The organism is Micromonospora sp. NPDC006431, from assembly GCF_042870725.1.
GTDB lineage: Bacteria > Actinomycetota > Actinomycetes > Mycobacteriales > Micromonosporaceae > Micromonospora.
The window spans coordinates 336,467-349,821 of the sequence record NZ_JBIAHQ010000005.1 but is presented as its reverse complement, the minus strand read 5'-3'; the positions used below and the strand labels follow the sequence as shown (position 1 = coordinate 349,821).

At 73.8% G+C, this 13,355-nt stretch carries 16 protein-coding genes; 12 read left to right on the top strand and 4 right to left on the bottom strand.

Annotation, left to right across the window (positions count from 1 at the left end):
* Positions 1 to 213 precede the first annotated feature (213 nt).
* The 5 genes from ACFYM6_RS13210 to rraA are packed head-to-tail and all read left to right on the top strand — an operon-like array spanning position 214 to position 4,258.
* Complete coding sequence (locus tag ACFYM6_RS13210; RefSeq protein ID WP_387275073.1) at positions 214 to 675, top strand: tripartite tricarboxylate transporter TctB family protein; 462 nt, start codon at positions 214 to 216, stop codon at positions 673 to 675.
* Complete coding sequence (locus ACFYM6_RS13205; protein WP_387275070.1) at positions 676 to 2,178, top strand: tripartite tricarboxylate transporter permease; 1,503 nt, start codon at positions 676 to 678, stop codon at positions 2,176 to 2,178.
* Entirely contained in the window at positions 2,175 to 2,567 is a 393-nt protein-coding gene (locus ACFYM6_RS13200) for a universal stress protein (RefSeq protein WP_073834444.1), read from the top strand. Before ACFYM6_RS13205 ends, ACFYM6_RS13200 begins: the two co-directional genes overlap by 4 nt.
* Before the next feature lie 15 nt (positions 2,568 to 2,582).
* Positions 2,583 to 3,758: an MFS transporter gene (locus ACFYM6_RS13195; RefSeq protein ID WP_387275068.1), complete on the top strand. Its 1,176-nt coding sequence runs from the start codon at positions 2,583 to 2,585 to the stop codon at positions 3,756 to 3,758.
* A gap of 14 nt (positions 3,759 to 3,772) precedes the next feature.
* Positions 3,773 to 4,258 (top strand): ribonuclease E activity regulator RraA, encoded by a 486-nt coding sequence (rraA, locus tag ACFYM6_RS13190; protein ID WP_387275066.1) that lies wholly within the window; start codon positions 3,773 to 3,775, stop codon positions 4,256 to 4,258.
* Positions 4,259 to 4,264: 6 nt separating this feature from the next.
* On the opposite strand, the gene ACFYM6_RS13185 is transcribed toward rraA, so the two are convergent.
* Positions 4,265 to 5,074, bottom strand: a complete 810-nt coding sequence (locus tag ACFYM6_RS13185; RefSeq protein ID WP_073834441.1) for a hypothetical protein — start codon at positions 5,072 to 5,074, stop codon at positions 4,265 to 4,267.
* Between the two features lie 74 nt (positions 5,075 to 5,148).
* Between ACFYM6_RS13185 and ACFYM6_RS13180 the strand changes: the two genes are divergently transcribed.
* Positions 5,149 to 6,093, top strand: a complete 945-nt coding sequence (locus ACFYM6_RS13180; protein ID WP_387275064.1) for a Ppx/GppA phosphatase family protein — start codon at positions 5,149 to 5,151, stop codon at positions 6,091 to 6,093.
* A gap of 72 nt (positions 6,094 to 6,165) precedes the next feature.
* Complete coding sequence (locus ACFYM6_RS13175) at positions 6,166 to 6,972, top strand: sugar phosphate isomerase/epimerase family protein (protein WP_387275062.1); 807 nt, start codon at positions 6,166 to 6,168, stop codon at positions 6,970 to 6,972.
* Positions 6,973 to 6,984: 12 nt separating this feature from the next.
* Here the strand turns inward: ACFYM6_RS13175 and ACFYM6_RS13170 are convergent, their stop codons facing one another.
* Genes ACFYM6_RS13170 through ACFYM6_RS13160 form a run of 3 tightly spaced genes read right to left on the bottom strand, consistent with a single transcriptional unit; the run spans position 6,985 to position 9,032 of the window.
* Positions 6,985 to 7,560 carry a CGNR zinc finger domain-containing protein gene (locus tag ACFYM6_RS13170; protein ID WP_387275060.1) on the bottom strand — a complete coding sequence of 192 codons (576 nt, stop codon included), beginning with the start codon at positions 7,558 to 7,560 and terminating at the stop codon, positions 6,985 to 6,987.
* A gap of 19 nt (positions 7,561 to 7,579) precedes the next feature.
* Complete coding sequence (locus ACFYM6_RS13165; protein WP_387275058.1) at positions 7,580 to 8,746, bottom strand: glutathionylspermidine synthase family protein; 1,167 nt, start codon at positions 8,744 to 8,746, stop codon at positions 7,580 to 7,582.
* Position 8,747: 1 nt separating this feature from the next.
* The gene (locus tag ACFYM6_RS13160) at positions 8,748 to 9,032 is read right to left on the bottom strand and encodes a hypothetical protein (RefSeq protein WP_387275056.1); all 285 of its coding nucleotides are present in this window, start codon (positions 9,030 to 9,032) and stop codon (positions 8,748 to 8,750) included.
* A gap of 140 nt (positions 9,033 to 9,172) precedes the next feature.
* On the opposite strand from ACFYM6_RS13160, the gene ACFYM6_RS13155 reads away from it, so the two are divergent.
* The 5 genes from ACFYM6_RS13155 to ACFYM6_RS13135 all read left to right on the top strand — a co-directional run bounded on the left by ACFYM6_RS13155 (position 9,173) and on the right by ACFYM6_RS13135 (position 13,318).
* Positions 9,173 to 10,093, top strand: coding sequence for a proline dehydrogenase family protein (locus tag ACFYM6_RS13155; RefSeq protein ID WP_387275055.1), 921 nt, complete (start codon positions 9,173 to 9,175; stop codon positions 10,091 to 10,093).
* Between the two features lie 105 nt (positions 10,094 to 10,198).
* Positions 10,199 to 10,990, top strand: coding sequence for an alpha/beta fold hydrolase (locus ACFYM6_RS13150; protein WP_387275053.1), 792 nt, complete (start codon positions 10,199 to 10,201; stop codon positions 10,988 to 10,990).
* Positions 10,983 to 11,549, top strand: coding sequence for a TetR/AcrR family transcriptional regulator (locus tag ACFYM6_RS13145; protein WP_387275051.1), 567 nt, complete (start codon positions 10,983 to 10,985; stop codon positions 11,547 to 11,549). The genes ACFYM6_RS13150 and ACFYM6_RS13145 overlap by 8 nt, the downstream gene beginning before the upstream one ends.
* Positions 11,549 to 11,884, top strand: a complete 336-nt coding sequence (locus ACFYM6_RS13140; protein WP_387275049.1) for a YrdB family protein — start codon at positions 11,549 to 11,551, stop codon at positions 11,882 to 11,884. Before ACFYM6_RS13145 ends, ACFYM6_RS13140 begins: the two co-directional genes overlap by 1 nt.
* Positions 11,885 to 12,040: 156 nt before the next feature.
* Entirely contained in the window at positions 12,041 to 13,318 is a 1,278-nt protein-coding gene (locus ACFYM6_RS13135; protein WP_387275047.1) for a hypothetical protein, read from the top strand.
* Positions 13,319 to 13,355 lie beyond the last annotated feature (37 nt).

Below are 13,355 nucleotides of genomic sequence, written 5' to 3'. Positions count from 1 at the left end.
CGGCCCTACCCCTGGGGCCCCCCCGGGGGGCCCCCCCGCCCCCGGCCGGGGGGGGGCCCCCCCCCGCCCCCCGCGGGGGGGGGGCCCCCGCGGCCCCCCCCCCGGGGGGCCCCCCCCGCGGGGTCGGCGGCACCACCTGCGGACACCGGGCCGGACGCCGACGGGACGGCGGCGGAGAGCCCAGCGCCCAAGCGGGACCGGGCGCAGTACGGCGTGTGCGCCTTCCTGGCCCTGGTCGGCGGGCTGGTCATCTTCGACGCGACGACCCGGATCGGGAGCGCGATCAACACGGCCGACCCCATCGGCCCCAAGGCGGTGCCGATCCTGCTCGGCGTGCTGCTGCTGATCATCGCAGCGATCTACGGGGTGGACGTGGCCCGCGGCGGCGCCGGCGAGCCGGAGGCGGGCGAGGACGTCGACCTGAGCACCCCGATCGACTGGCGCACGGTGCTGCTGCTGATCGGCGCGTTCCTAGTCAACGCCGTGCTCATCGACCGGCTCGGCTGGGTGATCAGCGGGACGATCCTCTTCTGGGGCTCGGCGTTCGCGCTCGGCAACCGCCACTACGTCCGGAACCTGCTGATCGCCGTCGCGATGTCGCTGATCACGTTCTACACCTTCGCCATCGGGCTCGGCGTCGACCTGCCCGCCGGCGTGCTGCAAGGGATCCTGTAGATGGACAACCTCGCCAACCTGCTCGACGGGTTCGCCAATGTGCTGACCCCGATGAACCTGCTGTTCGCGCTGCTCGGCGTGACCGTCGGCACCGCCGTGGGCGTGCTGCCCGGCATCGGCCCGGCGATGACCGTGGCGCTGCTGCTGCCGGTCACCTACGGGATGGAGCCGGCTCAGGCCTTCATCATGTTCGCCGGCATCTTCTACGGCGGCATGTACGGCGGATCGACCACCTCGATCCTGCTGAACACCCCCGGCGAGTCCTCGTCGGTGGTGACCGCGATCGAGGGCAACAAGATGGCCAAGGCGGGCCGGGCGGCCCAGGCCCTGGCCACCGCCGCGATCGGCTCGTTCGTCGCCGGCACCATCGCCACCGTGCTGTTGGTGGTGGTCACCCCGCCGGTGGTGCAGTTCGCGATCAGCCTCGGCGCGCCCGACTACTTCGCGCTGATGCTGCTGGCCTTCGTGTCCGTCACGGCGGTGCTCGGCGCGTCCCGGGTACGCGGCTTCGCGTCGCTGGTGCTCGGCCTGATGATCGGTGTGATCGGCATCGACCAGTCCGGTCAGCAGCGGCTCACCTTCGGGATCCCGCAGCTCGCCGACGGCATCGACGTGGTCGTGGTGGCGGTCGGCATCTTCGCCGTGGGCGAGGCGCTCTGGATCGCCGCGCACCTGCGCCGCAAGGCCGGCGAGGTGATCCCGGTGGGCCAGCCGTGGATGGGGAAGCAGGACTGGAAACGGTCCTGGAAGCCGTGGCTGCGCGGCACGGCGTTCGGGTTCCCGTTCGGCGCGGTGCCGGCCGGCGGGGCGGAGATCCCCACGTTCCTGTCGTACGTCACCGAGAAGAAGCTCTCGAAGCACAAGGAGGAGTTCGGCCGGGGCGCGATCGAGGGCGTCGCCGGGCCGGAGGCGGCCAACAACGCCTCGGCCGCCGGCACCCTGGTGCCGATGCTGGCCATCGGCCTGCCGACCAACGCCACCGCCGCGGTGATGCTGGCCGCCTTCCAGGGGTACGGCATCCAGCCCGGCCCGCTGCTCTTCACCCGGGAGTCCAGCCTGGTCTGGACGCTGATCGCCAGCCTCTTCATCGGCAACCTGCTGCTGCTGGTGCTCAACCTGCCGCTCGCCCCGGCCTGGGCGCGCCTGCTGCGGATCCCGCGCCCCTACCTCTACGCGGGGATCCTCTTCTTCGCCTCGATGGGCGCGTACGCGGTCAACGCGCAGCCGTTCGACCTGTTCCTGCTGCTCGCGCTCGGCCTGCTCGGCTTCGGCATGCGGCGGTTCGGGCTGCCGATCCTGCCGCTGATCGTCGGCATCATCCTCGGCCCGCGTGCCGAGCTGCAGGGCCGGCGGGCGTTGCAGCTCTCCGGCGGTGAGCTGCACGGGCTGCTCGGCGGTTGGGTGTCCTGGCTGATCTACGCCGCGATCGCCGTGGTGCTCCTCTGGCCGCTGGTCGGGCGGTTCGTGGTCCGTCCGCTGCGGAGAAGGTTGGTGACCGGATGACCGTGCTGGTGGGCTATGTGCCGTCGCCGCTGGGCGAGGCGGCCCTGCGGGCGGCGATCGAGCAGGCGAGGTTCCGCGAGGAGCCGATCCTCGTGGTGAACACCTCCCGCGGCGACGCGTACGCCGACCCGCGCCTCGCGCAGGAGCCCGATCTGGAGCGGGTCACCCGCGAGCTGACCGCCGCCGGGGTGCCGCACAACGTGCGGCAACTCGTGCGGGGGCGGGACGCGGCCGAGGAGATCGAGGAGATCGTCGAGGCGGAGGACGTGTCGCTGGTGGTGATCGGCATCCGGCACCGCACCCCGGTGGGCAAGCTGATCATGGGGTCGACCGCGCAGGAGATCCTGCTCCGGGTGCCCTGCCCGGTCCTCGCCGTGAAGGCCGGCTGAGTGGCGCCCGGGAGCTTGACCGCTCCCGGGCGCGCCCAGACCGCCCTGCTGCTCGCGCACACCGTCGGGCTGCAGGCGGTCACCTTCATGCTCCGGCCGGCGTCCGCGTACCGGGCGCTGGAACTGGACGTGCCGGGGGCCTGGCTGGGCGTGCTCGGGGCCAGCTTCGCCGTCGTACCGCTGGTGCTGGCCGTGCCCAGCGGCCACGCGGTCGACCGGTTCGGCGAGCGCCGGGTGGCGCTCGCCGGGTCGGCCCTGCTCGCCGCCGCCGGACTCGGCTTCGTGCTGTTCGCCGGCTCGGTGGCCGGCCTGGTGCTGGCCAGCATGCTGCTCGGCACCGCGCATCTCTGCGCGGTGGTGGCCCAGCAGGCGCTGGTCGCCAACCGCACCCCGGCCGACCGGTACGACGCGGCCTTCGGCTACTACACCTTCGCCGCCTCCCTGGGGCAGGCGCTCGGGCCGGGCCTGATCGTGGTCTTCGGCGGGGACCGGCCGATCCCGGACACCCGGGCCATCTTCCTCGGCGCCACGGCGCTGGCCGTGCCGCTCCTGGCCGCCGCCGCGTTCCTCCGCCCGTCCGTGCACCATCAGGCGGCGGCCGGGCCGGACGCCGGGGGGATGCGGGACCTGCTCCGCCAGCCCGGGCTGGTGCGTGCCCTCACGGTCAGCTGCGTGGTCCTGGCGGCGGTCGACATCACGCTGGTCTACCTGCCCGCCCTCGGCGCCGAGCGGAGCATCGCGGCCGGCGAGATCGGCGTACTGCTCGGGCTGCGCGCGGTCGCGTCGATGGTCTCCCGACTGGGGCTCGGTCGGCTGGTCGCCGCGATCGGCCGGCGCTGGCTGCTGATCGGCACGGTCGCCCTCTCCGCCGCCGGGCTGGCGCTGCTGCTGCCGCCGCTGCCGTTCTGGGCGATGGCCGTGGTCGTCACCGTCGCCGGCCTCGGGCTCGGCGCCGGGCAGCCGCTCACCATGTCGTTCCTGGCCGAGTCGGCGCCGCCCGGGCTGCGCGGCCGGGCGATGTCGCTCCGGCTCACCGGCAACCGGCTCGGCCAGGTGCTCATCCCCAGCGCCGCCGGCGTGCTGGCGGCCGGCGCCGGGGCGGCCGGCGTGCTCGCCTGCACCGCCGCGGGCCTGGCCGGCGCGGCCGTCGCCGCCACCGGCCTGCACCGTACGGATCCGAACCCGGACTGAGCGAAAGGACCACCATGGAGACGCCCACCACCGCCGACCTCTACGACCGGTACGGCGAGACCCTCGGCTCGTGCGACACCCAGCTGCGCCAGTTCGGCGGAGTGCCGGCCTTCGGCGGACCGGCCGTGACGGTGCGCTGCTTCGAGGACAACGCCCTGGTGAAGTCGATCGTCGCCGAACCGGGGGAGGGCCGCGTCCTGGTGGTGGACGGTGGCGGCTCTGTGCACACCGCCCTGATGGGTGACCTCATCGCCGGCACGGCGGCGGAGAACGGTTGGGCCGGCGTGGTGATCAACGGCGCGGTCCGGGACGTGGCCGCGCTGCGTACCCTCCCGATCGGCATCAAGGCGCTCGGCACGAACCCGCGCAAGAGCGCCAAGACCGGCGCGGGCGAGCGGGACGTGCCGATGTTCTTCGGCAACTGCGTCTTCGCGCCGGGCGCGCACGTCTACAGCGACGACGACGGGGTGGTCGTCCTGCCCGTCGACGCGTCGGCGTAGCCGGGGTCAGCCCTCGCTGGCCGGATGGGGGGCGACCTGGCCCTGGCGCAGCCGGGCCGCGCACAGCTCCGCCAGCTTCGCGTACGCGGCTGCGCCGATCAGCGCGGTCAGCTCCGGGCCGTACGAGACGTACATCGGCTCGGCGCCGACGTGCGCGTCGGTGGAGGAGGTGCACCACCAGTCCAGGTCGTGCCCGCCGGCGCCCCAGCCCCGCCGGTCGAACTCGGCGAGCGTGGAGATCAGCACCTTGGTGTTGTCCGGCCGCTTGTGCCAGTCCTGGTCCCGGCGGATGGGCAGCTGCCAGCAGACGTCCGGCTTGTATTCCAGCGGGTGCGCCCCGTCACGCAGCGCCTGGGCGTGCAGCGCGCAGCCGCCCCCGCCCGGGAAGTCGGCGTCGTTGAGGAACACGCACGGCGAGTCGGCGTCCCGGGTGGCGGTACGCCGGGCCGGGTTCTTTCCGTCGATGGTGTCGTTCTCGGTCCAGTTCTTGAAGCCCTTGCGGAAGTGCTGCCAGGTCTCCGGGGTGAGCCGCTTGACCGCGGCGCGGACCCGCTTCTCGTCGTCGGAGTCGGTGAAGAACGCGCCGTGCGAGCAGCAGCCGTCCGCGCCCCGGCCGGCGATGATGCCGTGGCAGCCCTTGCCGAAGATGCACGTCCACCGGGAGAGCAGCCAGGTCAGGTCGGCGCGGACCACGTGCTTCTCGTCCGCCGGGTCGACGAACTCGATCCACTCCCGGGGGAAGTCCAGCTCCACCTCCCGGCTGCGCGGGTCGTCGGGGTCGTCCACCAGCACCTGCAGCTCGATCTGGCCTGTCACCCGGACCAGCGTACGCGTGGTCGGCCCGGCCGGCCGGCGAGCCGCCGAAACGTGTTGGCCCTAGGGTCGTCAGCATGCGACTGGGTGTCCTCGACGTCGGTTCGAACACGGTGCACCTGCTGGTGGTCGACGCCCACCACGGGGCACACCCCTGGCCGGCGCACTCCGAGAAGGTGGTGCTCCGGCTGGCCGAGCAGATCGGCCCGGACGGCGCGCTGACCGAGGCGGGCGCGGACGGGCTGGTCAAGGCCGTCGGCATGGCTCGCGCGGCGGCGGCGGGGCTGGCGGTGGACGACCTGCTCGCCTTCGCCACCTCCGCGGTCCGGGAGGCCACCAACGCCGGCGAGGTGCTGGCCCGGGTCCGCGACGAGACCGACGTACGGCTGGAGGTGCTCTCCGGCGCGGACGAGGCGCGGATGACCTTCCTCGCGGTCCGGCGGTGGTTCGGCTGGTCGGCTGGGCGGCTGCTGGTGCTGGACATCGGTGGCGGCTCGCTGGAGCTGGCGGCCGGCATCGACGAGGAGCCGGACGTGGCGGTGTCGCTGCCGCTCGGCGCCGGGCGGCTGAGCCGGGAACGGCTGCGGGTGGATCCGGCCGGGGCAGTGCCGCCGTCCGGCGAGGCGGTGGAGGAGCTGCGGGAGCACGTCCACACGCTGCTCGACCCGGTGGTGAAGCAGCTGGCCGAGGTGGGCTGGGAGCGGCCGGTCGCCACCTCGAAGACGTTCCGGACGCTCGCCCGGCTGGCCGGGGCCGCCCCGTCGGGCGCCGGGCTGTGGGCCCCGCGCAGCCTGACCCGGACCGGGCTGCGGCAGGTGCTCGGCTTCATCCGGCACATCCCGCCGGCGCAGCTGTCCGAGCTGGAGGGGGTGAGCGCGGGGCGGGCCCACCAGCTGCTGGCCGGCGCCGTGGTGGCCGAGGCGGTGCTGCGCCGGCTCGACGTGGACCGGTTGGACATCTGCCCGTGGGCGCTGCGGGAGGGGGTCATCCTCCGCCGGCTCGATCAGCTGGCGCCGATGTGATCCGGGTCGTTCTGGGTGGTTTGGGATTGCTCGTCCTGATGGGCTGCGGCGGAGGCGGTTACCCTGAAGGGTGTGACTACCCGCGTGCCGGTGCTCCTCTCCAGTTCCTCGGTCTTCCCTGAGCGGACCGCGGCGGCGTTCCAGCTGGCCTCGGCGCTCGGGTACGACGGCGTCGAGGTGATGGTCTGGACCGACGTGGTGAGCCAGGACCCGGGCGCGCTGCGCGGCCTGGCCGACCACTACGGCGTCCCGGTCCTCTCGGTGCACGCCCCGTGCCTGCTGGTCACCCAGCGGGTGTGGAGCCCCGATCCGTGGGAGCGGCTGCGCAAGGCCGCCGAGCTGGCCGAGACGCTGGAGGCACCCACGGTCGTGGTGCACCCGCCGTTCACCTGGCAGCGGGACTACGCCCGCAACTTCGCCGACGGCCTCGACACGATCGCCGGGCAGTTCGGCGGGCTGCGCTTCGCGGTGGAGAACATGTATCCGGTGCGGATGGCCGGCCGGCAGTTCGTCCCGTACGTCCCGGGCTGGGACCCGACCGACACCGGCTACGCCGCGTACACCCTGGATCTCTCGCACTGCGCCGCCTCGCACACCGACGCCCTGGCCATGGCCGACCGGATGGGGTCGGGCCTGGCCCACGTGCACCTGGGCGACGGCACCGGCGAGGGGCGCGACGAGCACCTGGTGCCCGGGCGTGGCAGCCAGCCCTGCGCGGAGCTGCTCCGCTCGCTGGCCGGCCGTGGCTTCACCGGCTCGGTGGCGGTGGAGGTCACCACCCGGGGCGCGAAGAGCCGCGCGGTGCGTGAGGCCGACCTGCGCGCGGCGCTCGAGTTCGCCCGCACCAACCTCACCGCCCCGTCCCCGGTCGACGCCTGACCCTGGTGCGGGTCAGCTGACCGGGGCGAGCGGTTCCGACTGGGCCGGGACCGGCAGCTGGTCGCCGACGGCGGCCCGCTTCCGGGCCCGGTGGGCGGCTACGTGCGAGCGGGTGGCGCAGCGTTCCGAGCAGAACCGCCGGCAGCAGTTCGATGAGGTGTCCAGGTAGACGTTGCCGCAGCGCTCGTCGGCGCAGACGCCGAACCGGGCGCTACCGTACTCGCAGAGCCAGACCGACAGGCCCCAGACCGCGCCGGCCAGGTATTCCGACGACACCGAGGCACCTCGGCTGGTCACGTGCATGTGCCAGTCGCTGGAGTCGTGGCCGGAGATGCGCGGCTGCACCGGGAACGCCTCCAGCAGCGTGTTCAGCTCCGCCACCGCCTCGGCGTCCCGGCCCGAGGTGCCGTACTCGAAGACGTCGCGCAGGCGCTTCTGCGCCCGCCGGAGGATCGCCAGGTCCCGCTCCGTGACCTCGTCGCGCATCCACGCGTTCTCGTCCGGAAACAGGGCCCGCAGGTCGTCGAGGTCGTCCAGACGGGTGTTGACGAGATCAACTCCGGTCCGGGCGTACGCGTCGAAGTTCACGAGACCAACGGTAGACGACTCACGGCGTTCGCGGCGCGTCGATGTAGTGGGGGAGGAACCGGGCGTAACTGTCGGTGATGAGGCTCGCGCTCTCGCGCACCCCGGCGCCGGCCGACTCGCCGTCGACGATCCAGCTCCCCAGCACCGTGCGATTGCCGGCGAAATCGGGCAACGCGCGGAACTCCTGGTAGCAGAAGCCCTCGTCGCCGTACCTCCCGGGACTGGTGATCTCGGTGCCTCGGGTGACGATGCGGACGGCTGCGCCCTCACGGCCGAGCAGCGGCTTCGCCACGTACTCGGTCATTCCGCGCGGCGAGTCCAGGTATGCCGGCAGCAGGTACTCGTGGTCCGGGTACAGCTCCCAGAGCACCGCCAGCAGCGCCTTGTTCGACAGCAGCAGCTTCCAGGCCGGCTCGATCCAGGTGGTCGGGGTGCCCGGTGCCAGCGCCGGCGGCCCGTACGGCTCGGCCAGCATCCACTCCCACGGGTAGAGCTTGAAGCAGGTGGTGATCGGCCGGTCGGCGGCGTCCACGAAGCGCCGCCCGTCCCAGCCGATCTCCTGGATCGGCATGAGCGTGACGTCCAGCCCGGCCTGGCGGGCCGTCTCGGCGAGGTAGCCGGCGGTGATCTGGTCCTCGCCCGACTCCTCCTCCGCGGACCAGACCACGTGCACCCGCCGGTCATGCCGGCCGGCACCGATCTTCGCCCAGGCCCCGACCAGCCGCTCGTGCAGACTGTTCCACTGGTCCGCCGCGGGCCGGATGTGCTCCAGCCAGTACCACTGGACGATGCTCGCCTCGACCAGCGCGGTCGGGGTGTCGGCGTTGTACTCCAGCAGCTTCGGCGGCCAGGACCCGTCGTACCAGAGGTCGAAGCGGCCGTAGAGGGTCGGCGGTGCCTCGCGCAGCGACCGGGCGACCGCCTCGGCGGCCCAGGCCGGGATGCCGAACTCCGCGTACCGGTTGCGGGCCACCACGTGCTCGGCGGCGGCCACCGACATCCGGTGCAGCTCCTCGGTCGCCTCCTCCAGCCGGAGCACCTCGTCCAGCCCGAACGCGTACGCCGCGGTCTCGTCCCAATACGACATCACCCCGCCGTCGGGCAGTTCGGTGTCGACGTACACCAGACCTTGGGAGCGGATGGTGGCGTCCCAGCCGGGGCGCGGGACGCTGGCCTCGCGCCGCACCTCAGCCGCCGCAGGAGGCGAGGTGGGTGCCGAAGCCACCGCGCGCGGGCAGCGCAGCGGCGACCGGCGGGGACGTGCCCCGCGCGGCAGCGGGTGCCGGGGCCCGAAGTGCCAGCGCGACGTTGTCCCCGCCACCACCGGCCGGGCCGAGGGCGCAGTCGTCATCGTCGTCGGTCAGGTTGCAGCCGGAGAGGGCGAGCGCCAGGGCGGTCAGCGCGCCGAGCTGCACGGTGGCCGACCGGAGGCGGCGTCGGGGGTGTCGTTCCACAAGATCCTTGTAGCCCATCCGCGCCAGCCCGTCTGCCCGGAGGGACCCCTTGACGCCGGGCGGCGACCGGGAGCCCTCGTTTCCCCTGGCCGGGACGGAGCGTGACGTTGGTGGCCGGCCCCGGGCGGGGGTCGGCGAGCGGGCGTTACGCTCAGCTCATGCTCCGTTCCGTCATCCTCGCCGCCTCCCGGTCATCCCAGGTCGAGCGGCTCGTTGCGACGGCCCCGTTCACCCGGGACGTCGTCCGGCGGTTCGTCGCCGGTGCCGGCACCGACGACGCGCTGCGCGCGACCCGCGTACTCGTCACCGACGGCCAAGCGGTCACCCTCGACTACCTCGGCGAGGACACCGTCACCCCCGAGCAGGCGAACGCCACCCGGGACGAATACCTCAAGCTGCTGCGGCTGCTCGCCGCCGCCGAGCTCACCCCGGCGGCCGAGGTGAGCGTGAAGCTCTCCGCCCTCGGGCAGAAGTTCGACGAGCAGCTCGCATACGACAACGCGCGGGCGATCTGCGCGGCGGCCGATGCGGCGGGCACCACGGTCACCCTGGACATGGAGGACCACACCACCACCGACTCGACCCTGGACATGCTCGCCAAGCTGCGCAAGGACTACCCGTCGACCGGCGCGGTGCTCCAGGCGTACCTGCGGCGTACCGAGTCGGACTGCCGGGAGCTGGCCGGTGCGGGGTCGCGGGTGCGGCTCTGCAAGGGCGCGTACAAGGAGCCGGAGTCGGTGGCCTACCAGTCCGCCCGCGAGGTGGACAAGTCGTACGTGCGGTGCCTGAACGTGCTGATGTCCGGGGACGGCTACCCGATGCTGGCCACCCACGACCCGCGGCTGATCGCCATCGGCGCGGACCGGGCCCGCTGGTTCGACCGCGAGCCGGAGCGTTTCGAGTTCCAGATGCTGTTCGGCATCCGCCCCGAGGAGCAGGCCCGCCTCGTCGGTGAGGGCTACACGGTGCGCACCTACGTGCCCTACGGCGACGAGTGGTACGGCTACCTGATGCGGCGGCTGGCCGAGCGCCCGGCCAACCTGATGTTCTTCGGGCGCGCGCTGATCTCGAAGAAGTGAGCTGACCGACGGCGGAACGGGCCGGTGGGACCCCTGTCCCGCCGGCCCGTTCCGCGTTCCTGGGCACCCTTGACGGCTGAAGCTAATGGCATTAGCCTTTTAGCTATGACTGTTAGCCAGGTGTCGCGGGACGGCGGAGCCATCGCGTACGAGGTGCACGGGGAGGGCCCGCTGGTGGTCCTCTCGCACGGTATGGGGGAGAACCGGGCGGCCTTCCGGCACCTGGTGCCCCGGCTGGTGGCGGCCGGCTACCGGGTGGCCTCGGTCGACGTCCGGGGGCACGGCGACTCCAGCGCCCACTGGCCCACGTACGCCCCGGCGGAGGTGGGCGCCGACCTGCTCGCCGTGGTCCGGGCGCTCGGCGGCCCGGCCACCCTGGTCGGCAGCTCGTCCAGCGCGGCGGCCGTGGTCTTCGCCGCCGCCGACGCGCCCGAGCTGGTCAACGGCATCGTGCAGGTCAGCCCCTTCGTCGCCCCGCCGAACCCTAACCCGGTCATGCGCCTGGCGCAGGCGGTCGTCCTGCGCAGCCCCCGACTGTTCGGGATGTTCCATCGCACGCTCTTCCCGTGTGGGCGGCCGGACGACGACGCCGCGTACCGAAAGGAACTGGTCGCCAAGCTGCGCGGCCGGATGGCCGCGGTGCGCGGCGTGATCGCGCCGGTCGAGCCGCACTGGACCGTGCGGACCCGGGACGTGCGGCAGCCGGTGCTGGTGCTGATGGGTACGAAGGACCCGGACTTCCCGGATCCGGGCGCCGAGGCACGGGCCGCCCGGCGGCTGTTCGCCACCGCCGAGGCGCGCATGATCGCCGACTCCGGTCACTACCCGCACGCCGACCAGCCCGACGCGACCGCCGCCGACCTGGTCGAGTTCCTGGCGGTGACGTTCCGTGCCTAGGGCCGGCCTCACCCCGGCGGCCGTGGTCCGGGAAGCGGCCGTGCTCGCCGACGAGGTCGGCTACGACCGGCTCACCCTGGCCGCGCTCGCCGGCCGGCTCGGGGTCGCGCTGCCCAGCCTCTACAAGCACGTCAAGGGCGTGGACGACCTGCACCGGAAGCTGGCCGTGCTGGCGACCGCCGAGATCGCCACCGAGCTGACCGCCGCCGCCGCGGGCCGGGCCGGCGACGACGCGCTCCGCGCGGTGGCCACGGCGTACCGGGGGTACGCCCGCCGGCACCCCGGCCGCTACCCGGCCATCCAGCGGGCGCCGGATCCCGCCGACCCCGAGCATGTCGCCGCCGCCGAGCGGGCCGTCGGCGCGATCTACGCGATCCTGCGCGGGTACGACCTCACCGGCGACGCGGCCGTCGACGCCACCAGGATGTTCCGGGCCGCGGTGCACGGCTTCATCACCCTAGAGGCGGCCGGTGGGTTCGGCCTGCCCCGGGACATCGACCGCTCCTTCGACCAGATGGTGGCCGCGCTGGACACCGCGTTCCGGGGCTGGCGGTCCTGATGAAGGCACCGCTGCTGGGGCTCATCTTCCTGCTGGAACTGGCGCTGCTCGTGGCCGCCGGCTGGTGGGGCTTCACCCGCGACGCCAGTTGGCCGATCCGGCTGCTCGCCGGCCTCGGCGCGCCGCTGCTGATCGCCGTGGTGTGGGGCCTGTTCTGCTCGCCGAAGGCCACCGTGCCGCTGCCCGCACCGGCCAAGCTCACCGTGCAGGCCGCCTGCTTCGTCGCCGGGGGCCTGCTGCTCGCGTTGGCCGGGCGGCCGGCACCCGGAGTCCTGCTGGTCGCCCTCTGGGCGGCGGACAAGGCCCTGCTCACGTTCCTCGGCGACCCGGTCTGAGCGGTCGCCGCGCGGCCTCGCCGGCCAGGTCGGCGCGGCGCCGGCCGGGCAGTGGGAGCCACAGACACCATGGACAGCGCGTCGATCGGCGTTACACGTGCCTGCCGACGCGCGCCGGCTCTGGCCGGATCGCCCGATTGGTCGTACCCTTCGCCCGTGACCGACGGTGACGAGCAGGCCCCGGCGGTGAGCGGCGGAGCGCCGCGTCGCCGGAGGGGCTGGCCGCTCTGGACCGCGCTGGCGCTGGTGCTCGCCCTGGTGGCGTGCGGTGTTCCGGGCGTACTCCTGCTGGGTCTGGTGGGGGATGCGGCCGGGCGGCCGGCGGCGGGCCGGGACGGCGATCCGGCCGCGGCGGCGCGGCGGCTCGGCCTGCGGATGACAGCGCAGCTCGACCGTCAGGCGAGCGCGCTGCTCGGCGGCGACCGGGCCGGCTTCCTCGCCGTCGCCGAGCCGGCCGCCCGCCCCGACCTCACCCGCCGGTACGCCGCGCTGCGCGCACTGCGGGTCACCGTGTGGCAGCCGGCGGCGGTCGACGGGCGACCGGGAGAGTGGCGGCTGGCGGTGACGGTCCGCTACTGCTTCGTGGTGCCCGGCTGCACCCCGAGCACGGTGGAGATCGGCACCCGGTGGCACCTGGTCGGGGAGGAGCCCCGGCTGCTCGCCGTCGAGGAGTCCCGGGCGAAGCCCGCCGGTGCCCGGCCCTGGGAGGTGAGTGACCTGGCCGTGGCGGTCGGGAAGCGGACCGTCGTCGCCACCACGCCGGCCCTGCGGGCCAGGCTTCCCGGGCTGCTCGCCCAGGCCGAGGCCGCCGCGACGGTCGCCGACCGGTACGCGCTCACCGGCACCCCACCAGACCGCTACCTGGTCCTCTACGCCGGCCGGGCGGAGTGGCAGCGCTGGTACGGCGGTGGCCGCCCGAAGTGGACCGCCGGGTACGCGGTCGGCGTCGGCGGTGGACACCACGACGTCGTGCTGAACGCGCAGAGCGTCACCTCGGCCGGGGTCGACGACCTGCTCCGGCACGAGCTGACCCACGCCGCGTCCCTGCCCGACCACGGCTACTCCGACCGGTCCAGCTGGTGGCTGGTGGAGGGGCTGGCCGAGTACGCGGGTGCGGACGGCCAGCCGGTGGGCCGCTACGAGGGCCTGGCCGAGGTGCGCACGCTCGTCCACGGCGGGTGGAACGGTCGGCTCGACTCGCTGGCCCCCGCCGACGACGCGGGCGACGACCGGGTCGGCGGCAGCTACGGCGTCGGCTACCTGGCCGTACGCCACCTGGTCGACCGGTACGGGGAGCAGCGGGTGCTCGACTTCTTCCGGACGGTGGTGCACGAGCACCGCTCCCTGGACGACGCCGCGGACCAGATGTTCGGTGAGCGGTGGTCCGCCCTGCACGACGACTGCGTCGCCTACGTCCGCGCCGTGGCGGGTTGAGCGGCGGGTCGACGGTCGACGTCGGCTCGTAGCATGG

Coding starts and splice junctions, on each gene's coding strand:
- ACFYM6_RS13205 (WP_387275070.1), top strand. CDS start 676: ATGGACAACCTCGCCAACCTGCTCGACGGGTTCGCCAATGTGCTGACC.
- ACFYM6_RS13200 (WP_073834444.1), top strand. CDS start 2,175: ATGACCGTGCTGGTGGGCTATGTGCCGTCGCCGCTGGGCGAGGCGGCC.
- rraA (WP_387275066.1), top strand. CDS start 3,773: ATGGAGACGCCCACCACCGCCGACCTCTACGACCGGTACGGCGAGACC.
- ACFYM6_RS13180 (WP_387275064.1), top strand. CDS start 5,149: ATGCGACTGGGTGTCCTCGACGTCGGTTCGAACACGGTGCACCTGCTG.
- ACFYM6_RS13160 (WP_387275056.1), bottom strand. CDS start 9,032: ATGGGCTACAAGGATCTTGTGGAACGACACCCCCGACGCCGCCTCCGG.
- ACFYM6_RS13155 (WP_387275055.1), top strand. CDS start 9,173: ATGCTCCGTTCCGTCATCCTCGCCGCCTCCCGGTCATCCCAGGTCGAG.
- ACFYM6_RS13150 (WP_387275053.1), top strand. CDS start 10,199: ATGACTGTTAGCCAGGTGTCGCGGGACGGCGGAGCCATCGCGTACGAG.
- ACFYM6_RS13140 (WP_387275049.1), top strand. CDS start 11,549: ATGAAGGCACCGCTGCTGGGGCTCATCTTCCTGCTGGAACTGGCGCTG.